Annotated in this window: 19 protein-coding genes and 1 other annotated feature; of the genes, 17 read left to right on the top strand and 2 right to left on the bottom strand. The window is 30.8% G+C overall.

Features of this window, described 5'->3' with window-relative positions:
• Nucleotides 1-9: 9 nt before the first annotated feature.
• From E0K96_RS10110 to E0K96_RS10100, 3 genes are all read left to right on the top strand, one after another.
• Nucleotides 10-945 carry an AAA family ATPase gene (locus E0K96_RS10110; protein ID WP_168082968.1) on the top strand — a complete coding sequence of 312 codons (936 nt, stop codon included), beginning with the start codon at nucleotides 10-12 and terminating at the stop codon, nucleotides 943-945.
• Nucleotides 946-1,109: 164 nt separating this feature from the next.
• A complete protein-coding gene (locus tag E0K96_RS10105; RefSeq protein ID WP_168082966.1) occupies nucleotides 1,110-1,907 on the top strand; it encodes a DUF58 domain-containing protein in 798 nt (265 codons plus the stop codon).
• A complete protein-coding gene (locus E0K96_RS10100; RefSeq protein WP_168082964.1) occupies nucleotides 1,904-4,036 on the top strand; it encodes a transglutaminase-like domain-containing protein in 2,133 nt (710 codons plus the stop codon). Before E0K96_RS10105 ends, E0K96_RS10100 begins: the two co-directional genes overlap by 4 nt.
• Before the next feature lie 81 nt (nucleotides 4,037-4,117).
• Here the strand turns inward: E0K96_RS10100 and E0K96_RS10095 are convergent, their stop codons facing one another.
• Nucleotides 4,118-5,359: a 6-phosphofructokinase gene (locus tag E0K96_RS10095; protein ID WP_168082962.1), complete on the bottom strand. Its 1,242-nt coding sequence runs from the start codon at nucleotides 5,357-5,359 to the stop codon at nucleotides 4,118-4,120.
• A 178-nt stretch (nucleotides 5,360-5,537) separates the two neighbouring features.
• On the opposite strand from E0K96_RS10095, the gene nifJ reads away from it, so the two are divergent.
• The 11 genes from nifJ (at nucleotide 5,538) to E0K96_RS10040 (ending at nucleotide 18,541) form a co-directional block, all read left to right on the top strand.
• On the top strand, nucleotides 5,538-9,056 hold the full coding sequence (gene nifJ, locus E0K96_RS10090; protein ID WP_168082960.1) for a pyruvate:ferredoxin (flavodoxin) oxidoreductase: 3,519 nt from the start codon (nucleotides 5,538-5,540) through the stop codon (nucleotides 9,054-9,056).
• A gap of 416 nt (nucleotides 9,057-9,472) precedes the next feature.
• Nucleotides 9,473-9,868 (top strand): hypothetical protein, encoded by a 396-nt coding sequence (locus tag E0K96_RS12205; protein ID WP_240924501.1) that lies wholly within the window; start codon nucleotides 9,473-9,475, stop codon nucleotides 9,866-9,868.
• Nucleotides 9,865-10,557 carry an RNA polymerase sporulation sigma factor SigK gene (gene sigK / locus E0K96_RS10080; RefSeq protein ID WP_087245110.1) on the top strand — a complete coding sequence of 231 codons (693 nt, stop codon included), beginning with the start codon at nucleotides 9,865-9,867 and terminating at the stop codon, nucleotides 10,555-10,557. Before E0K96_RS12205 ends, sigK begins: the two co-directional genes overlap by 4 nt.
• Nucleotides 10,558-10,600: 43 nt before the next feature.
• A complete protein-coding gene (locus tag E0K96_RS10075) occupies nucleotides 10,601-11,383 on the top strand; it encodes a sigma-70 family RNA polymerase sigma factor (protein WP_168082956.1) in 783 nt (260 codons plus the stop codon).
• Nucleotides 11,384-11,408: 25 nt separating this feature from the next.
• Nucleotides 11,409-11,651, top strand: a complete 243-nt coding sequence (locus E0K96_RS10070; RefSeq protein WP_087245108.1) for a YlmC/YmxH family sporulation protein — start codon at nucleotides 11,409-11,411, stop codon at nucleotides 11,649-11,651.
• A 94-nt stretch (nucleotides 11,652-11,745) separates the two neighbouring features.
• On the top strand, nucleotides 11,746-12,183 hold the full coding sequence (locus E0K96_RS10065) for a cell division protein SepF (RefSeq protein WP_087245107.1): 438 nt from the start codon (nucleotides 11,746-11,748) through the stop codon (nucleotides 12,181-12,183).
• A 47-nt stretch (nucleotides 12,184-12,230) separates the two neighbouring features.
• Nucleotides 12,231-12,980, top strand: coding sequence for a YlmH family RNA-binding protein (locus tag E0K96_RS10060; RefSeq protein ID WP_168082954.1), 750 nt, complete (start codon nucleotides 12,231-12,233; stop codon nucleotides 12,978-12,980).
• Nucleotides 12,981-12,990: 10 nt separating this feature from the next.
• Complete coding sequence (locus E0K96_RS10055) at nucleotides 12,991-13,443, top strand: DivIVA domain-containing protein (protein WP_087245105.1); 453 nt, start codon at nucleotides 12,991-12,993, stop codon at nucleotides 13,441-13,443.
• Nucleotides 13,415-13,620: a binding site (T-box leader), on the top strand. (Overlaps the previous gene by 29 nt.)
• 35 nt (nucleotides 13,621-13,655) lie before the next feature.
• Nucleotides 13,656-16,388, top strand: a complete 2,733-nt coding sequence (gene ileS / locus E0K96_RS10050; protein ID WP_168082952.1) for an isoleucine--tRNA ligase — start codon at nucleotides 13,656-13,658, stop codon at nucleotides 16,386-16,388.
• A gap of 48 nt (nucleotides 16,389-16,436) precedes the next feature.
• Nucleotides 16,437-17,318, top strand: a complete 882-nt coding sequence (locus tag E0K96_RS10045; protein ID WP_168082950.1) for a DMT family transporter — start codon at nucleotides 16,437-16,439, stop codon at nucleotides 17,316-17,318.
• Nucleotides 17,315-18,541: a D-alanyl-D-alanine carboxypeptidase family protein gene (locus E0K96_RS10040; RefSeq protein WP_168082948.1), complete on the top strand. Its 1,227-nt coding sequence runs from the start codon at nucleotides 17,315-17,317 to the stop codon at nucleotides 18,539-18,541. Before E0K96_RS10045 ends, E0K96_RS10040 begins: the two co-directional genes overlap by 4 nt.
• A 14-nt stretch (nucleotides 18,542-18,555) precedes the next feature.
• Here E0K96_RS10040 and E0K96_RS10035 read toward each other — a convergent pair whose 3' ends face one another.
• Nucleotides 18,556-18,753: a hypothetical protein gene (locus E0K96_RS10035; RefSeq protein ID WP_168082946.1), complete on the bottom strand. Its 198-nt coding sequence runs from the start codon at nucleotides 18,751-18,753 to the stop codon at nucleotides 18,556-18,558.
• A gap of 82 nt (nucleotides 18,754-18,835) precedes the next feature.
• Between E0K96_RS10035 and E0K96_RS10030 the strand changes: the two genes are divergently transcribed.
• Genes E0K96_RS10030 through E0K96_RS10020 form a run of 3 tightly spaced genes read left to right on the top strand, consistent with a single transcriptional unit; the run spans nucleotide 18,836 to nucleotide 20,871 of the window.
• Nucleotides 18,836-19,492 carry an HAD family hydrolase gene (locus tag E0K96_RS10030; protein ID WP_168082944.1) on the top strand — a complete coding sequence of 219 codons (657 nt, stop codon included), beginning with the start codon at nucleotides 18,836-18,838 and terminating at the stop codon, nucleotides 19,490-19,492.
• Nucleotides 19,476-19,970, top strand: coding sequence for a 2-thiouracil desulfurase family protein (locus E0K96_RS10025; protein WP_168082942.1), 495 nt, complete (start codon nucleotides 19,476-19,478; stop codon nucleotides 19,968-19,970). Before E0K96_RS10030 ends, E0K96_RS10025 begins: the two co-directional genes overlap by 17 nt.
• The gene (locus tag E0K96_RS10020; RefSeq protein WP_087304727.1) at nucleotides 19,936-20,871 is read left to right on the top strand and encodes a type I phosphomannose isomerase catalytic subunit; all 936 of its coding nucleotides are present in this window, start codon (nucleotides 19,936-19,938) and stop codon (nucleotides 20,869-20,871) included. Before E0K96_RS10025 ends, E0K96_RS10020 begins: the two co-directional genes overlap by 35 nt.
• Nucleotides 20,872-20,885 lie beyond the last annotated feature (14 nt).

Below are 20,885 nucleotides of genomic sequence, written 5' to 3'. Positions count from 1 at the left end.
TGAAAAGATATGAATCAAGAAATGAAACAAACAGTCAACGAAATCAAAAAAGCTGTTGTTGGGAAAGATGAGGTTATTATTCAAATATTGGTTACTTTACTTTCTAGGGGACATATTTTGCTTGAGGACATTCCTGGTGTTGGAAAAACAAATCTAGCATTAGCATTATCAAAAAGTTTACAGCTAGATTATCACCGTATTCAATTAACACCAGATATTATGCCAAGTGATATCGTTGGATTTACGATGTATAATCCACAGACACAGCAATTTGAATATAAAGAAGGAATTGCTTTTTGTCATCTTTTATTAGCAGATGAAATGAATCGTACATCTAGTAAAACACAGGCAGCTTTATTAGAGTTGATGGAAGAAGGACAAATGACTGTAGATGGAAAAACATATGTATTACCTCAGCCATTTTGTGTCATTGCTACACAGAACCCTTTTGGCTCTGCTGGAACGCAACTATTGCCTGATTCTCAAATGGATCGTTTTATGAGTCGATTAAGTTTAGGTTATCCTCAATTTGAAGAGGAAATAGAAATAATGAAACAACGTCAAAAATCTAATCCTTTAGATGATATACAATCAGTTTTATCACCTGAGATGATACTACAATATCAAAGGATGATTGATCAGATATATGTTCATGATGATATTTATCATTATATTATGCAAATCATTACTGCAACACGTTCACATTCTCAAATTGAACAAGGTGTATCGCCACGTGGTTCTTTAGCTATCATGAAAACAGCTAAAGCCTATGCATTTTTAAATGATCGTGATTATGTGATTCCGCAAGATGTCCAATATGTTGCACCAATGGTTTTGGCTCATCGTTTCATACTGACATATGAAGCTAAAATGAACAAAGTCTCTTCATATCAGATTGTAGATGAAATCTTAGAATCAGTTGGAGAACCTCAATTAAAAGTATGAAAAACTTATTAAAATATTTTTGTTTTCTTGCTTTTTTATATGGATTATGGCGTTTTGTTTCAGGGTATTTTTCATTTTTATTGTTTTTGATGGCTTTTTGTTTAATATGTATATGTCTATTGCTTAGTATTATTCCAATGCGAAAAACAACAATCTCAATAAAAATGCAACAAGCATATTGTTTGCGTGATGAAACTATTAACCTGAGTTTTTGTCGTCAAAGTGTTACACCTATCCCATGTGGTCAGATTATAATTGAATATCAAATGATAGATGCTTTTTCTCAAATTGTAGTTGAAAAAAGCGTATGTCTTCATGATCAGCAAGTAGATGTAGAGATTCCTTGTCCTCATTGTGGTCATTATACGATTCAGGTTCAGAAAATAAAATGTTTTGATTTATTACAATGTTTTTCTTTTTCAAAAACTGTATCCATACAAAATTCATTTGATGTAATGCCACATTACCATCTTGTAGATGTATCTGTTCATCAGGTTCATCAATTGGATGAACAAGAAGAAAATTATTTGACAGATCAAAAAGGCGATGATTATAGTGAAATTTTTGAGATTAGAACATATCGTGAAGGTGATGAACTTAAGCATATTCATTGGAATATGTCATCAAAATTTCAAGAATTTTTTGTTAAGGTGGGAAGTCAACCTGTTCACGAAAATCTTACTCTTGCGATGGAATATAAAGAAAACAATACATTCTATGATTTACAGTTTGATTATTTTTATTCTTTATGTATTTCTTTATTAAAAGAGAATATTGCTTTTGAAATTGTAACTTCATGTGATGTACAAAATATGCATGTGCAATCTATACATTCTGTTGATAATCTTGCGACTACCGTTCGATGGATGATGAAAAATCCTATCAAAACTTTAGATAAATCTTTCATGTCACGTTCTTTTTATCAAATAAAGGGACAGAATCTGGAGGTGTATCACTTATGAAAAAAACAATCAACTTCTTTTTTCAACAATACATCATCCATATCATTAATGTTTTCATGATTATTTTAGGATGTATGGGTTTGATAGGAAATTATGATCATTCTTTATATTTTCCTGAAAACACATATATAAGTATTATTCTTTTAGGCATGATAGGAATAGGATTTTACTTTTATTTTATTAAATATCAGATAATGCCTCAAAAACCATGTGTATTCATTTTTATCATTTTATTATTAGTGTTGATTATATTATTTCAAAGTGAGTGTCATTATTTTATCAATAATCTTCAATCTGTTATTGAATTTGATTATTTCTTAAAATTTGATGAATTACTTCCTTTAGAATTATATAGTCGAGATATGTTTTATCAAGTTATTATATTCATAATTGGGTTGCCAGTTATCTATTTGATTGTATCAACTGTATGTACAATGCATTTTTCATTGCTTAAAATCATCAGTTTGATTTTTCTCTTTATGTTTCCTGTATTTATCAAACACGAACTTTCTTCTCAAGAGAGTTATTGCTTTATTATCTTTATCTGTTATGCATTATTATTTACAGTGGCTTTAAAATATCAGCAAAAACAATATACCTTAAAGATTGTGGTTATTATATTATTATGTATAATGTCTGTAACTGCATCTACTTATTTAGAGGGAAATCCTTTGTTTCAACAAGAATCATCATCGGTTTTATCACAAATGATTGATTGGTTTTCTAACGGAAAAGGAAATCCTTTAGGAATAGCTACACAAACGGGTATGAGTCGAGATATTGATGGTTCTTTACCTACAGGCAATGTGCAACTTAGAAATGGATTGGCTTTAACAGTACAGTCCAATGTTCCTTTTTCTTCTTATTTAAGAGCTTATTCGCTTGCCAATTACAGTGATAATGAATGGCATGAGGTTACGGAAAATTATGATAATAGTCATTCTTTAACTATGTATAGCGATTTTTTAATGTTGAATTATTTACCATCTTTTCAAAGTGTTCAAATTCTCCCTCAACGTCAATATGATTTTCAATTTGTACCATACTATTTTATTGATAATGTTCAAGAGTATCCAGTTCTTTTTGATTCATATATAGAAAGTACTTCTGATTCATTGGATGTTTTATATCTTTATGAAGAAGATCCTCAATTAGGACTAGATGAAAATAGTTATTTTATTTCTGAGCAGTATGATGAAGAATATGAAGATTATGTGTATCAACATTATTTAGATGTTCCAGATGAATTAAAACAACAATTATCGCGTTTATTATATGAAAATGATATTGAATATCCATATGATTTTGATATCGCATCAACAGTCCAACAGGTGCAGGAACTTTTAGCTAAGCAAGCAGAATATGATTTGAATGCAGGAACATTACCTTCCGATAAAGATTTTGTTGAATACTTTCTGTTTGAAAATCATAAAGGAAGTTGTACTCATTTTGCGACTGCTGGAGCTTTGTTGTTAAGGGAGTTAGGTATTCCAACACGCTTTGTAAGAGGATATACAATGCTAGAAAGTGATTTTCATAATGGTGAAGCCAAAATTCCTCAATATCGTTCGCATGCCTGGATAGAAGTTTATGAAAATATGAAAGGTTGGATTCCTTATGAAATGACACCTTCGGGAAATATCGAAGAAATCAGTGATGCTCTTGATGATATAGCAAGTCAAAATCAACAGACTGCAAATACGAGTGATGTACCAACAACACAACCTGAAGAAGAAACAATACAGAATACACCTGTAGATTTAGATGTTACAACAAGATCATCTCATCAAAATATATGGATTATTGCTGGGGTATTTGGAATCTTTATATTCATTTTTATTTATCGTTATTTGACAACACATTGGATGATGATCAAAACAAGACGTATGAATAACAATCAGAAAGTTTTAACTTATTATAGAAAAATAAGGAAATTATCCTCTTGGCATAATGTTGATGATGAAGAGTTAAAGAATCTTGCTTATAAAGCTAAATATTCTTCTCATGAAATAAGTGATGAAGAATGGTTTCAATTCCTTCGCTATTATCAACAATGGATTCGTCAATATAGTCAATCATTGAAATGGTATCAGAGATTTATTTTCCAATATATTTTTGGAAATAAATAAAAAGAGATTTTATAAAATGAACCTCCTTATTTGAATGTCCAAATAAGGGGATTCACTTGATGTGAAATCTCTTTTTATGTTTTATTTATAACGTAAATGTGTTATATCACTATAACATGGAATACCATTTTCATATGTAATCGCAACTTCTCCTTGAATTAATGGAATTAAATAGTCATAAAGTTCTTGAGTGATATCATTATGCTCATCATTGATCCATTCAACAGGAATACGTTGTTCTAAATTGGCAATTTTGAGAACATCCTTATAGGTGTACTCAACTTGATAAGGCTGATTTTGAACACGTTGGAAAGTCATCATAACACCACTGTGTCCTTCCATTGATGTTTGAACAGCCGCTTGTCCAATTTGAAATGATTCTTCTAAATCAACTTTTGAAGCAATATGCATAGCACATCTTTGTAGGACATTTAATTCGATACTACGCACTTTACATTTGAATTCCTGATAAACTAATGATTCTAGGACTTTACCAGTTCCAGAATGCAAAACATGTCCAAAAGCATCACGTTTTGTATATTTAGAATCAGCATCCAAATATTCTCCATTTTCATTTTTAATTCCTTCACTGACAGCAATAATAATATTCTTTTTATGACGAAAAACTTTACGAATATCATCTAAGAATTTTTGCGTTGAAAACGGAACTTCAGGCAAATAGATAAGGTCAGGTGCTTCATTGCATTGCGTTCTTGCTAGCGCACTGGCAGCAGTTAACCATCCAGCATTACGCCCCATAATTTCAACAATTGTAACAGCATTTAATTTATAAATTGAACTGTCATAAGCAATTTCCAGCATAGAAGTTGCAACATATTTAGCAGCTGAACCAAAACCAGGAGTATGGTCAGTTCCCATTAAATCATTATCAATTGTTTTAGGAATACCAATAAAACAAATAGGGGAATGAATAGACTTGGCATACGCTGATAGTTTTGCAACTGTATCCATAGAATCATTACCACCAATATAATAAAAATCCGTGATATGTAATTGTTCAAAAGTATGGAATAATCTTTCATAAGTTTGAGGATCATCCTGATAATTGGGTAGTTTATAACGACACGAACCAAGATACATAGCAGGAGAATGTTTTAATTGTTCTAAAGCTTGTGAATCATTAAATAACTCTCCCAAATCCATATATCGGCTTTCTAACAATCCCATAATTCCATTGACCATCCCATAAACATGGTCGAATTTTTGGCTTTTGATACATTCATGAATAATTCCTGCCAAAGATGCATTAATCGCAACGGTTGGTCCTCCCGATTGACCAATAAAACAGTTTCTTTTTTTCATGAGTAACTCCTTTCATTTTTCGACATTATTCTATCATTTTTTATATTATAAAAAAAGTGTATTTTTTGAGAAATCAAAAATATTAAAATTTTCGATTCTTTATGATGAAAATAAATTTTTCATGTGGAAATTTCTTATTGATAAGAGTATACTATATGATATAGGAGGAAAGAAAATTATGTCTAAAAAGTATTTATCAATGGATGGAAATACTGCTGCTGCACATGTCGCTTATGCATTTAGTGAAGTTGCAAGTATTTATCCAATTACACCATCTTCTCCAATGGCTGAAAATGCGGAAACATGGGCTGCTCAAGGAAAGAAAAATATTTTTGGATCAGCAGTTAATGTTATCGAAATGCAGTCAGAAGCTGGAGCTGCTGGAGCTGTACATGGAGCATTGCAAGGTGGTGCGTTAGCAACTACATTTACGGCATCTCAAGGTTTATTATTGATGATACCAAACTTGTACAAAATTCAAGGTGAATTATTGCCTGGTGTATTCCATGTTGCTGCGAGAGCTTTAGCAACACGTTCATTAAATATTTTTGGTGATCATCAGGATATATATGCATGTCGTCAAGTTGGTGCGCCTATGATTTGTTCTCATAGCGTTCAAGAAGTTATGGATTTAGGAGGAATTGCTCATTTAACTGCAATTAAGGCAAGCGTTCCTGTTATTCACTTCTTTGATGGATTTAGAACTTCTCATGAAATTCAAAAAGTAGAAGTTATGGATTATGATGTTTTAGAAAGCTTGTTAGATAAAGAGGCATTAAAGAAATTTAAAGAAAATGCATTAAATCCACATACAAATCCAATTGAACGTGGTGGTGCTGAAAATGATGATATCTATTTCCAAGGTAGAGAAGCACAAAATAAACATTATGAAGCTGTTGTTGAAATTGTTGCTGATTACATGAAAAAGATTTCAGAAATTACTGGACGTGAATATGCGCCATTTACATATTATGGAGCAAGTGATGCATCACGTGTGATCATTGCAATGGGTTCTGTAACTGAAACAATTAAAGAAACAATTGATGAAATGAATAAACGTGGTGAACGTGTTGGATTGATTAAAGTTCATTTATATCGTCCATTCTCACCAAAATATCTATTAAAAGTTTTACCAAATACTGTTGAAAAAGTTGCTGTTTTAGATCGTACAAAAGAAATGGGAGCAACTGGAGAACCATTATACTTAGATGTATGCTCTGTATTAAAAGATACAAACATCAAAGTTATTGGTGGACGTTATGGTATGGGATCTAAAGATACAACACCTGGTCAAATCAAAGCTGTATATGATCATTTATTAGATGAAGATCCATTTACATCTTTCACTATTGGTATTAATGATGATGTGACTCATTTATCATTAAAAGAAGACCCTGATTTCCATGTTAATGCTGATTATACTTCATGCTTATTCTATGGTTTAGGATCAGATGGTACAGTATCTGCTAATAAATCTTCAATTAAAATTATTGGAGATCATACCGATTTATATTCACAGGCTTACTTTGCTTATGATAGTAAAAAAGCTGGTGGAGCTACACGCTCTAACTTAAGATTTGGTCATACACCAATTCGTGCAACTTATTATGTCAATAATGCTGATTTTATTTCATGTTCATTAGATAACTATGTATTGAAATATGATATGTTGAAAAACTTAAAGAATGGTGGAACATTCTTATTAAATACAGAATTTGATGAAAAAGAAATTGTTGATTATTTACCAAATAAATTAAAGAAACAATTAGCTGATAAAAATGCTAAATTCTATATCATTAATGCAACAAAAATTGCTAGTGAAATTGGTATGGGAAGACATACAAATACAATTCTTCAATCTGCATTCTTTGCTTTAAACCCACAAATTTTACCAGTTGATAAAGCTGTTGAATATATGAAAGCAATGGCTAAGAAAACATATGGTAAAAAAGGTGATGCTGTAGTAGAAATGAACTACAAAGCTATTGATGCAGGAAAAGATGCTATTGTTGAAGTTCCTGTTGATGCAAGCTGGTCTGATTTAACAGTTACTGCTACAAGAGCAAGAACTGGTGATGATTACTTTGATAATTTCGTTGCACCAATCAATGCCTTAGATGGTTATGATTTACCTGTTTCAGCATTTATGGATAAATTAGATGGTTCAATGAAATCTGGTATTGCGATTAAAGAAAAACGTGCGATTGCTATTGATGTACCACGTTGGGAAAAAGAAAACTGTATCCAATGTAATAACTGTGTTATGGTATGTCCTCATGCAACAATTCGTGCTTTCTTAATTGATGAAGATGAAATGAAAGCTATGCCAGAAGATATTTCAAATGATGTATTAAAACCAATCGGTAGAAATGTTGATGGATTGGTTTATCGTATTCAAGTTTCTCCAGATAACTGTGTTGGTTGTGGATTATGTGTGACTGAATGTCCAGGTAAAGCTGGAAAGAAAGCTTTATCTATGGTGCCAGTAAAAGAAGAATTACCACATGCTTCTTTAGCTGATCATATTTATTCAAAAGTGACATATAAAGCTGATCGCTACCCAACAACAACAGTTAAAGGTGTTGGATTTATGCGTCCATACTTTGAAGTATCTGGTGCTTGTGGTGGATGTGGTGAAACACCTTATTATCGTTTGGCTTCTCAATTATTTGGAGCTGATATGAGAATTGCAAATGCAACTGGATGTAGTTCAATTTATAGTGGTTCTACACCATCAACACCTTGTACAATTGATGAAAATGGACAAGGACCTGCATGGGCTAACTCATTATTTGAAGATAATGCTGAATATGGATTTGGTATGAAATTAGCTGAAAATTATATGGCTAAACGTATCTTAGAAATCATTGAAGAAAATAAAGCTGAATGTGAACCTGAACTTCAAACTGTATTAGAACAATATGCAGATGTCAAAGGTCAAAGAGTTGAAGAAAGAAAACTTTATGATCAATTAGTATCTTTAGTAGAAGCTTCAAAATGTGAAGGTATCAAAGAATTATTAGATATGAAAGGTGAACTTGTCACTAAATCTCAATGGATTATTGGTGGAGATGGATGGGCTTATGACATCGGTTATGGTGGATTAGATCATGTTATCGCTAATAATCAAAATGTTAATATCTTAGTTCTTGATACAGAAGTTTATTCAAATACTGGTGGACAATCTTCAAAATCTTCACAAGCTGGTTCTATTGCTAAATTCACTGCTGGTGGTAAGACAGTAGCCAAGAAAGATTTAGCACAGATTGCTATGGCATATGGACATGTTTATGTAGCACAAGTGGCTATGGGAGCTAATCCAATGCAAACAATTAAAGCATTCAAAGAAGCTGAAGCTTATGATGGACCATCATTAATTATTGCTTATTCTCCATGTATGGAACATGGTATTAAAGGTGGTCTTGCAAACCATCAACAACAACAAAAACATGCTGTTGAATGTGGATACTTCAACTTATTAAGATATGATCCTCGTTTAGAAGAACAAGGAAAGAATCCATTACAGTTAGATTCTAAAGAACCTGATTTCACAAAATTCAAAGATTTCTTATTAAGTGAAAACAGATTTGCACAATTATCTAAAGTCAATCCAGAACATGCTGAGGGATTAATGGATAAATGTGAGAAAGACGCTATGAAACGTCGTCATCGTTTAGATGTTATGGCAAGTGAATAGTCAAAATGAAAGATTGAAAGTGAGAGTACTTTCAATCTTTTTTTGACATCATTTTTAATTCCATTTCTCTATAATGAAAGAGGGTGGAAAAAATGAATGTCTATATAGAAATTACGTATTTTATGAATGCTTTATTAATATTACTGAGTTTTGAAATATTATCTTTTTTATTAAATATACGCATAACCAAGAAAAGATTATGTCTATATGTTTTGACTTACAATATTTCATTTGTTTTTTTATTTATTGATTTATTTACTGGGTTTATCCTTTTATATGATTTTATATTGACATTTTTTTATTTTAAACGGTCTGTCTATATATATTATCCTGTATATCTTTTTATATACTTTTCGATATTATCATTTGTTCAATGGTTATTGCCATCGTCTATTATTTTTCAAGGTGTTTTATTGATGGAAGGCTATCATATACGATATATCATGATTATTGCCATTCTAGTTATTTTGATTAGCTATTTTTATATAGATTTATGCCGTCATCGTATTCATCAGCAAATGGTCAAAGTCTGTTTTCAAGGACACCAATGTTATGGTTTTATTGATAATGGTAATCAGGTCACATATCATGGCTATCCAGTTATTTTTATCAATCAAAGATTTGCCGGTGATTATACTGTTATTGATAATATTTGGATTGAAACTGCGAGTCAGCAGGAAAAAATTGATTTAATTTTATTGCCTGATATTACAATTCATCATCAAACATTACACGATGTTTATGCTGGAATTATATCATCGAATCAGTATGATTGCATTTTAAATCAACAGTTAATGGGAGGGTTATTATGATCTTATTATTATTGAAGGAATGGGTATTAAAAAGAAAATCACTTTTCTATATTGGTAGACATGATGTTTTAAAAGCACCATTAAAAGGTAAAGAAGAAAAAGAAGCTTTATTGAAATTACAAAATGGTGATGAAAAAGCAAAAGATTTATTAATTGAACATAATTTAAGGCTCGTTGTCTATGTGGCTAAAAAATATGATTCTATGCAAAATGGTAGCATAGAAGATTTAATTAGTATTGGAACGATTGGGTTAGTCAAAGCAGTGAATACTTTTAATATGGATAAAAACATTAAATTAGCAACTTATGCATCACGTTGTATTGAAAATGAAATTTTAATGTTCTTAAGAAAAAATAATAAACTCAGACAAGAAATCTCTTTAGATGAACCATTGAATGTTGACTATGATGGTAATGAATTATTATTATCTGATATCATTGGTACGGACAAAGATATTGTACAAGATGAAATAGAACATAATGATCAAAAAGAAAAATTTTATCATGCTTTACATTATTTAAATCCAAGAGAACAACAGATTCTTATGATGCGTTATGGTTTGATTGGTCATGAGGAATTAACACAAAAGGATGTGGCAGAAATATTAGGTATTTCACAATCATATATATCTAGACTTGAAAAGAAAATTATTAGAAAATTAAGAAATAAATTGAAAGATGATGAATAATGTCAAATAAAATGGTGAAACTCTGATATGAGGAGTTGAATCCATGTCAAAATATAAAGTAGAACTGAATGGAACAAATATTGAAAATTATGAAAAATTATCTCATCAACAAACAATAGAATTATTGAAAACATATCATCAAAATCATGATTCCTGTATAAAAGAAAAATTGGTTCTCTCTAATTTAAAACTTGTTTTATCACTTGTTCAAAAATACCAACAAAGAGTGAATAATTTAGATGATTTATTTCAAGTTGGAGTAATTGGTTTAATGAAGGCCATAGATCATTTTAATACGAATTTAGAAGTTCGTTTTTCAACATATGCTGTTCCGCTTATACAAGGTGAGATGAAACGTTATTTAAGAGAAAATTCTCCTATGCGAATTCCAAGATCGTTACGAGATATTGCTTATAAAGCGCTTTTGGTTAATGAAGAATATATGAAAAAATATAATCGAGAAGCATCTATAAAAGAATTATCTCAACGTTTAAATGTTGATGAATATACGTTAGTTGAAGCATTGTCTTCTACTCACAGTGTGACATCATTATCACAGGAAGTCCAAAATGATGGCAATGGACCCTTTGATTTAGAAAGTCAGATACCAGATAACCATAGTCATATGGAAGATATTCAAAAGACAATAGATTTACAAAAAGCCATGCATCATTTAGATCAAAAAGAAATGCAAATCATTAATGAACGTTATTTTCAAGGTTTAACACAGAGCGAAATTGCTAAAGATTTAATGATTTCTCAAGCACAAGTTTCTCGTATTGAAAAACAGGCTTTATCACATTTAAAGAAATATATGATAGGATAAAAGCATATATTAAAGTGGTGATAAAATGCGCTTTTTAACTTTACAAAGTAAAGATGTCATTGATGCCTCATCAGGTTGTAAGATTGGTTATGTTGTTGATTTGGAAATTGATCCTTGTTGTCAATGTATACAGGCTTTAATTGTTGAACGTTTTTCAGCATTTAAATTCATATGTTTTTTTAAAGGACCACCAGCTTTGGTTATACCTATTCAACATATTATTACCATTGGTGAAGATGTTATTTTGGTACATGTTGAATGTCAATAAATGGTATGAAGAAGGTGATATTTCCCGTATTTTCCTCTTTTTTTCATACACATTATATGGTATAATTATATAAAGATTGTAAGGAGGTTACCTCATGGGATACGGAGAAAAAGTAAAAAAATGGTTTTTTGAAGAAGATGATGATGACGTTTATGAAAATGAAGAAATAGATACTGAAGAAGAAAGTGTAAAATCAACAAGTTTATTTGAAAAAGCAAAATCTACAAAAACAACTGATGCTATGAAAGCATTAAGTGCAAATAAAGATAGTCATTTGATTTTATTTGAACCACGTGCATATAGTGAAACTCAGGAAATTGCAACGTATTTAAAACAAAAAAGAGCTGCAGTTGTGAATTTGCATCGTTTACAGAAAGAACAGTCTAAACGTGTTATTGATTTTTTAAGTGGTGTTATTTTTGCGATTGAAGGAGATATTCAACAAATCGGACCTAAAATTTTCTTATGTACTCCTAAGAATATTGGCGTTTCTGGCAATATTACAATGGATGATTCTGAAACTGATGAATAAACAAGTATTAGTAAGTGAAAAACTTGCTAATACTTTCTTTTTGAATGATGTTAGAACATTTTAAAGGCGACGAAGTTTTTGTTAAGAAAATTTTAGACTATCAATTTCAGGCACTGCATCATCAAAGAATGGTATTAACACCTTTTTATAATCCTCATGAACAGGAGATAGTAAGAAGTGTTATCGGTAAAGAACTGAAAGTCTTAAGTTATGGTGGCTTTACAAATGCTGAAAATCAGCGTATGATTATTTGTCCAGATTTTTATGAAATTGAAAAGTCTGACTTTGAAATTCAATTGGTTGAAGTCATATATCGCCAGCAATTTGGACGCATTCAGCACAAGGATATTTTAGGAGCTTTAATGAATTTGGGTATAAAAAGGGAGTGTGTTGGTGATATTTTTGATGGAGAGCGTTGTTTTTTTGCTTGTACAAAACAAACTTATCCTTATATTATCCAAACATTAAAACAAATAAAAAAATCAAAAATAAAGCTTCAAGAATGTCATGAAGATATTGAAATTGTACATGAGTATACATCTCGTTCTTTTATTTTATCGAGTATGCGTTTGGATAAAGTGGTATCAACGATGTTTAAAGTACCACGTGCTTTAGCTAGTGAAGCTATTCGTAATGGGCATGTCAAAGTCAATTATAAAATTGTTGAAGAAGTGAGTTATTTGTGTCATAATAGTGATATGGTATCTTTTAAACATCATGGACGTGTTAAAATTGTGGATGAAAATAAGCAAACAAGACAGGGAAATTATGTTGTAAGTGGATACTTTTATAAGTGAGGTGGAAGGATTGGAACAATTTGATAAGCAATTTCGTGGTTATAACATTGCTGAAGTCAATGATCGTATTGGTGAATTAAAACAGGAAATTGAAAAACAAAAGGAAAGGATTCAGTCAATGGAAGAAGAAATGACTGAATTAAAAGAACAAAACACTTTACTTACAAAACAAATATCTGTACATGAGAAAACTAACGAAGAAATTGCGCGTTTGGCTTTAAAAGAAGCAAGTGAATTGATTGAAAAAGCCAAAAGAAATGCCAATATGATTCTTAAAGAATCAATGGAATATGTGCGTGGTTTGTCAAAGGATATGGATACGTTTAAACAGGAAGCTATTGATTTTAGAGCAAATGTTGTAAAAATGAGCGAAGAAATGCTAGAAACTATTGACAAATCTGAAATTTTCAGTTTAATTAAAGAAGAACAAGAAAACAAATACAATGACAAGGACAGTTTATAAGGAAAACTTACAGAGAGTTTGCAGTTGGTGAAAAGCAAATAAGGGGAACTTATAATGAATCAGCCTAAGAGTAGCTTATCTGAAATCAAGTAGGATAAGACGTTCATCGCGTTAAGATATAGAGAGCATATCTTTAAGATATGAATAAAGGTGGTACCGCGTCATCACGTCCTTTAACAGGACGTTTTTTATTTGAGAAAGGAAGGAATACAATGAATTACAAAGACACATTATTAATGCCTAAAACAGATTTTGAAATGCGTGGAAATCTTCCTAAAAAGGAGCCAGGTTACGTTCAAAGATGGCAAGAAACGCATATGTATGAAAAAGTCATTGAACAAAATCAAGGACATGATGATTTTGTTTTCCATGATGGTCCACCATATGCAAATGGAAATATGCATACTGGACATATGTTAAACAAAATTATTAAAGATGTGATTTGTCGTTATAAAAACATGCAGGGATTGTATACACCATATATTCCTGGATGGGATACTCATGGTTTACCAATTGAAAATGCTATTCAAAAATTAGGTGTCAATCGTAAAGAATTAAGTACAGCAGAATTTAGAAAAAAATGTTATGAATATGCATTAAAACAAGTTGAAATTCAAAAAGAACAATGTATCCGTGTTGGAACATTTGCTGATTATGACCACCCATATTTAACATTATTACCAGAATTTGAAGCCAATCAAATTGATGTTTTCGCAAAGATGGCGATGGATGGTTTAATTTATAAAGGATTAAAACCAGTCTATTGGTCACCATCAAGTGAATCAGCTTTAGCAGAAGCTGAAGTTGAATATCATGATGTGAAAAGTCCAACTATTTTTGTGAAATTCCAGGTTAAAGATGGAAAAGGTATTTTAGATACAGATACAAGTTTTGTGATTTGGACAACAACACCTTGGACAATTCCAGCAAACCTTGCGATTTGTTTAAATGCGGATTATACGTATGCACTTGTTCAAAGTGAAAAAGGAAAATTAATTGTTTTAGAAGAACTTGTTGATTCTTTATGGGAAAAATTTGAATTAAAAGAAAAACAGATTTTAAAAACATTTAAGGGACAAGAATTAGAAATGATTACTTGTCAACATCCATTATATGATCGTGAATCATTAGTTATCTTAGGAGATCACGTTACTGCTGAAGCTGGTACAGGATGTGTTCATACTGCTCCTGGATTTGGTATGGATGACTTTATTGTTGGTCAAAAATATGGTTTAGATATTTATTGTAATGTTGATGAACACGGTTGCATGATGGAAGACTGTGGTGAATGGTTAGCTGGTCAATATGTTGATGATGCTAATAAAACAGTCACTTTAAAACTTGATGAATTAGGAGTGTTATTAAAACTTGAATTCATTACACATAGTTATCCTCATGATTGGCGTACAAAAAAACCAATTATCTTTAGAGCAACTGACCAATGGTTCTGTTCAATTGATAAGATTAGAGAAAAATTATTAGATGAAATTGATCATGTTGAATGGTTAAATGAATGGGGTCATATTAGAATCTACAACATGATTAAAGATCGTGGTGACTGGTGTATTTCTCGTCAAAGAAGCTGGGGAGTTCCAATTCCTATTATTTATTGTGAAGATGGGACACCAATTATGGAAGAAGAAGTTTTCAAACATATTTCTGACTTATTTAGACAGTATGGTTCTAATATCTGGTTTGAAAAAGATGAAAAATTCTTGTTACCTGAAGGATATACAAATGAACATTCACCAAATGGTATCTTTAAAAAAGAAAAAGATATCATGGATGTATGGTTTGATTCAGGATCTTCTCATACAGGATGTATGAAAGAAAGAGGGTATCGTTATCCAGTTGATTTATACTTTGAAGGTAGTGATCAGTATCGTGGATGGTTCAACTCATCATTGATTATTGGAACTGCAGTTTATGATAAAGCGCCTTATAAGACAGTTTTATCACATGGCTTTGTTTTAGATGGTAAAGGAAATAAAATGTCTAAATCATTAGGAAATACTGTTGATCCAATTAAACTTATCAATCAATATGGTGCAGATATCTTAAGATTATGGGCAACTTCAGTTGCATATCAATCTGATGTTCGTATTTCTAATGATATTATGAAGCAAGTTGCTGAAAATTATCGTAAGATTAGAAACACAATGCGTTTTGTTTTAGGGAATCTTTCTGATTTTAAAGCAAGTGATTTGATTGAAATCTCAAAACTTGAAGGTGTTGATCAATACATGCTTGTTGAATTAAATCAGTTAATGAAAGGTTATGAAGAAGCCTTTAATCAATATGATTTTGCTGAAGCAAATCAATTAATTTTAAATTGCTTTACAAACACTTTAAGTGCTTTCTATATGGACTTTACAAAAGATATTCTTTATATTGAAAAAGCTGATAGCTTAAGAAGAAAACAGGTTCAAACAGTGTTATATTATTATGCAAAAACAATGATGAAATTATTATCACCAATTCTTGTCTTTACAAGTGAAGAATTACATGATCATTTCCATTGTGATGAAAATAAAGCTGAATCTATTTTCTTAGAAGCAAAAGCTGAATTACTTCCAGTAGACAATGAAGAAGTAATTAAAGAATATTATGATCGTTTCTTATTATTAAGAAAAGATGTCTTAAAATCTTTAGAAGAATTAAGAAATGCTAAAGAAATTAAATCTAATATGGAAGCAAAAGTGACTATTTGCTTAAAAGATTCATATCAAGATATGGACAAATTAGCAGATGTTTTAAAACAGTTGTTTATTGTCGCTAAAGTTCAGTTAGTCAATGATTCTACAAATCTTGAAGAATATGACACAGCTTATATTCATAGTGAAAAATTTAAAGGTGTTCAATGTCCAAGATGTTGGAATTATTTTGAAGAATCAGAAATGGAAGGCGAATTATGTCCTCGTTGTCATGATGTCATCCATGGATAAATAATAAATGGTACGATACGTACCATTTATTTTTGAAAGGGGATTGAAATGGAAAAAAATATTCAAGGAAGTTTATTGTTGCTTATAGCTGCTTTGATTTGGGGAAGTTCTTTCATTGTTATGAAAAGTGCTGTTGATTTTTTAACACCAGCAGTATTGTTGTTTTTAAGATTTTCATTGGCAGCTATTTTATTATCACTTATATTTATCAAAAAAATAAAAAATCTCAATTTTCAGCAAATCAAAGGTGGTTTGTTAACGGGGAGCTGTTTGTTTGCAGCTTATTATGTACAGACATGGGGATTGAACTATACAACACCTGGTAAAAATGCTTTTTTAACAGCTGTTTATTGTGCTATTGTTCCTTTTTTGGTATGGCTGTTTTATCATAAACGTCCTGATATTTATAATTTCATTGCAGCTTTTATTTGTGTTTTAGGGATTGGCTGTGTATCTTTAGATGAACATTTAACTATGAATATAGGTGATTTTCTCACATTATGTGGTGGTTTTTTATATGCCTGTCATATTTTACTGATCAAAAAATTTTCTAAAGGAATTGATGGAGGAGCTTTCACATCATTACAGTTTATGGGTGGTGCCATGATTTCATTTGTTTTTGCCTTATTAACTGAAGATTTATCTATTATAACGCAAATACAGCCGTCTATTTATTTGCAGATTCTTTATCTTGTTGTATTTGCTACTGCATTAACAATGTTTTGTCAGACAACGGGACAGAAATATACAAGTGAATGTAATGCTTCATTGATTTTATCTTTGGAATCTGTATTTGGAGTCGCATTTTCAATTGCTTTTTATGGTGAAATTCTTACATTTAAAATCTTATTAGGATTTATTTTAATATTTATTGCGATTGTCATTTCAGAAACCAAGCTATCTTTTTTAAAAAGAGGAGAAATAAAATGAAAAAGATAATAACTTGTATGATTACAATGATTGTATGTCTTGGAATCGTTCCAGTCCATGCAAATGAAAATTTTCAAGTTTCTTTACACTCAAAATATGCTTATCTTTATGATCAGGAAACTCAAATGGTTTACTTAGATCAAAAAAGTCAGGATAAAATCTATCCGGCAAGTATGACAAAAATTTTAACAGTGAGTTTAGCATTAGATAAAATAACTGATATACATGAAAAGGTACGTATCACACAAGCAGATTTGGATGGACTGTTTGAGGCTGGAGCCACAATAGCTGGATTTTACGCTGGAGAACTGGTAACATATGAGGATTTGCTTTATGGTGCATTATTACCATCTGGTGCAGATGCTTGTAATGCCTTGGCACGTTTAACATATGGTTCTACTGACGGGATGGTTATGGCTATGAATCAGTTGGTAGAACAATTAAATCTAAAGAATTCTCATTTTATGAATGTAACAGGATTACATCATAATGAGCATTATACAACCGTTTATGATATGGCAATGATTTTGCATCATGCTTTGCAAAATCAAACGTTTGCAGATGTTTTTAATGCACGAACATATACCAGTTCAATGAAAAATCATACGTGGTCTTCATCTTTACAAAGAGGTTATATGAGTTATGGTTTGGATATATCACAAATTGATGGTGCAAAAAGTGGTTTTACAGATGAAGCGCAATTAACTTTAGCAAGTACCATGACTTTTAATGGACATCAATTTATTTTAGTGACAGCATATGCCAGTGGGCAATATACTCAAAATCATGTAAGAGATGCAATTACAGTTTGTCAATATCTTCATGATCATTATCATGAAATTGTTCTTTATAAAAAAGATGAAACGATTGCTGATTATTGGCTTTTACAATCTTTTCAGTTTCGCTATGAATATCAAGCTCCACAAACTTTATCTATCATTATAGATAATAATATATCGACGAAAGATCTATCTTATCAAGTAGGTACATCGACTTTTTTAGTAGCACCTATGAAAAGTGGTCAAAAGATAGGAACAGTTTCAATCTATAATGATGATTATTTGCTTTATTCATATGATATGCATTTAACGGAAGATATTGAGCTATCAATGATGGAAAGAATAGCTTATTATGCTGTTATCATTTTTATTATAGGAGTATTAATTACTTGCTTGATTTTAGTTATGAAAAAAATAAAATATAAAAAAAGTGATAGACCATAAGGGAATCTATCACTTTATTTATTTTCTTTTAAATCAATAATACGATCAATACCGGATCCAACAAAACGTCCTATAAAAATAATAATGACACCAATTACTGGTAAGAATGGATTTCCTCCAAATATAAAGTACCAAAGAATACATAAAAATCCAATTACATAACCAATAAATGTAAAAATGTCTGTATATTTTCTTGATTGATTATCTTGCATAAATTCACCCCATTTGACTTAAAATCATTATAACATCTTTCATTATTTTTTCAATACTGTTATAATGTGAAAGGGGGTTTATATGAAAAAAGGATGTCTTTTTGATTTGGATGGAACTTTAGTTAATTCCATCACAGATTTAGCATTATCTACAAATGAAGTCTTAAAGTTACATCATTTACCAACTCATGATATTTCTCAATATAATATGTTTGTTGGTAATGGTGTTAAGAAATTGATGGAAAGAGCTTTAGGTCCAGAACATCTAGATTTATTGGATGTTTGTCTGCAAGATTTCCAAAAAATATATCGCGAACATTGTTTAGATCATACAATACCTTATGATGGGATAGAAGAACTTATTACTTATTTAAAAAAGCAAAATATAAAATTAGCTGTTGTAACAAATAAACCACATGCTTTAGCTATTCAGATTGTAGAACATCTATTTCCTGATACTTTTGTAGCTATCTATGGACAACAGGACTTATATCCTGTCAAACCTGATCCTCAATCAACTTATATGGCATTGATGGAAATGAGACTTGATAAAAAAGATTGTTTTTTTATAGGTGATAGTCAGGTGGACATTGATACAGGATATTATGCTGGTATTGATTCTATTGGTGTAACTTGGGGATTTAGAGGGCGACAGGAATTGAAAAATGCTGGAGCTGATTATATTGTTGACAATCCTTATGAAATTATGGAGCTTATTCAAAATGAAAATAGGGGTTAGTCAATGTTTGCTAGGTGTCAATTGTACATATAGTGGAAAGAGCCATCCTCTTGATATTTTGATAGAAATGGATAAAAGACATTCCATTATACCAGTTTGTCCAGAGGTCTTAGGAGGATTATCTATTCCAAGAGATCCTGCTGAAATTCAATCTTTGGAACCCTTGAAAGTTGAAACAATCAATCATCAGGATGTGACTTCTGAATATATTTTGGGTGCTCAAAAAGCGTTAGACATCTTCATTAAAAATGATGTTCAAGTGGCATTGTTGAAGTTTAGAAGTCCAAGTTGTGGTTGTGATGGTATCTATGATGGATCATTTCAACATCAATTAATTGAAGGACAAGGTGTTTTTGCTAGAATGTGTCAAAAATGTGGTATTCAGCTTTTTCATGAAAATCAAATTGAAGAATTCTTAAAATATATAGGAAAGGAAGATGATTATGGGACATATTTTAAAGATTCAACCAGTTTTTAAAGAAATGATTTGGGGTGGCCATAAATTAAGAGATGTTTATGGTTATGATATCCCAAGTGATAGCACAGGTGAGTGTTGGGCTATTTCTGGACACCAAAATGGTGATTGTACAATTAGTGATGGAGAATATCAAGGAAAAACTGTTTCTTGGTTATGGCAAAATCATCGTGAACTTTTTGGAAATGTCAATGGTGATCAATTCCCATTATTAGTTAAAATTATAGATGCAAAAGATGACTTATCAGTTCAAGTTCATCCTAATGATGAATATGCTGCCAAACATGAAAACTCATTAGGGAAAACAGAATGTTGGTATGTTTTACAAGCTGATGAAGGAACAAAAATGGTTATGGGACATCATGCTCAAACAAAAGAAGAATTTGTAAAAGCAATTGAAAATGATGATTATGATCATTTATTAAATTCTTTTGAAATTAATAAAGGAGATTTCTTCTATATTCCATCTGGAACGTTACATGCGATTTGTAGTGGTTCATTGATTTATGAAGCTCAACAATCTTCTGATATTACATATCGTGTTTATGATTATCATCGTAAAGATAAAAATGGTAATGAAAGACAATTACATGTTCAACAATCTATTGATGTCACAAATGTACCTGCTGATTTAGCAACAAATAAACTTTTTACAAATAGTCATATAGATCATGGTTCTAAAACAAGATATGTAGAAAGCGAATTTTTCACTGTTGATTGTTATAGAATGGATGGAGAAAATACAATTATTAATGATAAACCATTCCAATTGGTAAGTATTCTTGAAGGTGAAGGAACATTGGAAGGTATGGAAGTGAAAAAGGGAGATCATTTTATTATATGTAGTGATCAAGAAGAAGTCACATATGATGGTAAAATGACTGTTATGATGACAACATTATAAAAGCAGATGGAAAC

The organism is Massilimicrobiota sp. SW1139 (genome assembly GCF_012027715.1).
Taxonomy (GTDB): domain Bacteria; phylum Bacillota_I; class Bacilli_A; order Erysipelotrichales; family Coprobacillaceae; genus Allocoprobacillus; species Allocoprobacillus merdigallinarum.
This window is presented reverse-complemented; position numbering and strand designations above follow the sequence as displayed.

Bases quoted from the DNA above. Each gene is read 5' to 3' on its own strand.
- E0K96_RS10110 (WP_168082968.1), top strand. From the start codon at position 10: ATGAATCAAGAAATGAAACAAACAGTCAACGAAATCAAAAAAGCTGTT.
- E0K96_RS10105 (WP_168082966.1), top strand. From the start codon at position 1,110: ATGCAACAAGCATATTGTTTGCGTGATGAAACTATTAACCTGAGTTTT.
- E0K96_RS10100 (WP_168082964.1), top strand. From the start codon at position 1,904: ATGAAAAAAACAATCAACTTCTTTTTTCAACAATACATCATCCATATC.
- E0K96_RS10095 (WP_168082962.1), bottom strand. From the start codon at position 5,359: ATGAAAAAAAGAAACTGTTTTATTGGTCAATCGGGAGGACCAACCGTT.
- nifJ (WP_168082960.1), top strand. From the start codon at position 5,538: ATGTCTAAAAAGTATTTATCAATGGATGGAAATACTGCTGCTGCACAT.
- E0K96_RS12205 (WP_240924501.1), top strand. From the start codon at position 9,473: ATGGAAGGCTATCATATACGATATATCATGATTATTGCCATTCTAGTT.
- sigK (WP_087245110.1), top strand. From the start codon at position 9,865: ATGATCTTATTATTATTGAAGGAATGGGTATTAAAAAGAAAATCACTT.
- E0K96_RS10075 (WP_168082956.1), top strand. From the start codon at position 10,601: ATGTCAAAATATAAAGTAGAACTGAATGGAACAAATATTGAAAATTAT.
- E0K96_RS10070 (WP_087245108.1), top strand. From the start codon at position 11,409: ATGCGCTTTTTAACTTTACAAAGTAAAGATGTCATTGATGCCTCATCA.
- E0K96_RS10065 (WP_087245107.1), top strand. From the start codon at position 11,746: ATGGGATACGGAGAAAAAGTAAAAAAATGGTTTTTTGAAGAAGATGAT.
- E0K96_RS10060 (WP_168082954.1), top strand. From the start codon at position 12,231: ATGTTAGAACATTTTAAAGGCGACGAAGTTTTTGTTAAGAAAATTTTA.
- ileS (WP_168082952.1), top strand. From the start codon at position 13,656: ATGAATTACAAAGACACATTATTAATGCCTAAAACAGATTTTGAAATG.
- E0K96_RS10045 (WP_168082950.1), top strand. From the start codon at position 16,437: ATGGAAAAAAATATTCAAGGAAGTTTATTGTTGCTTATAGCTGCTTTG.
- E0K96_RS10040 (WP_168082948.1), top strand. From the start codon at position 17,315: ATGAAAAAGATAATAACTTGTATGATTACAATGATTGTATGTCTTGGA.
- E0K96_RS10035 (WP_168082946.1), bottom strand. From the start codon at position 18,753: ATGCAAGATAATCAATCAAGAAAATATACAGACATTTTTACATTTATT.
- E0K96_RS10030 (WP_168082944.1), top strand. From the start codon at position 18,836: ATGAAAAAAGGATGTCTTTTTGATTTGGATGGAACTTTAGTTAATTCC.
- E0K96_RS10025 (WP_168082942.1), top strand. From the start codon at position 19,476: ATGAAAATAGGGGTTAGTCAATGTTTGCTAGGTGTCAATTGTACATAT.
- E0K96_RS10020 (WP_087304727.1), top strand. From the start codon at position 19,936: ATGGGACATATTTTAAAGATTCAACCAGTTTTTAAAGAAATGATTTGG.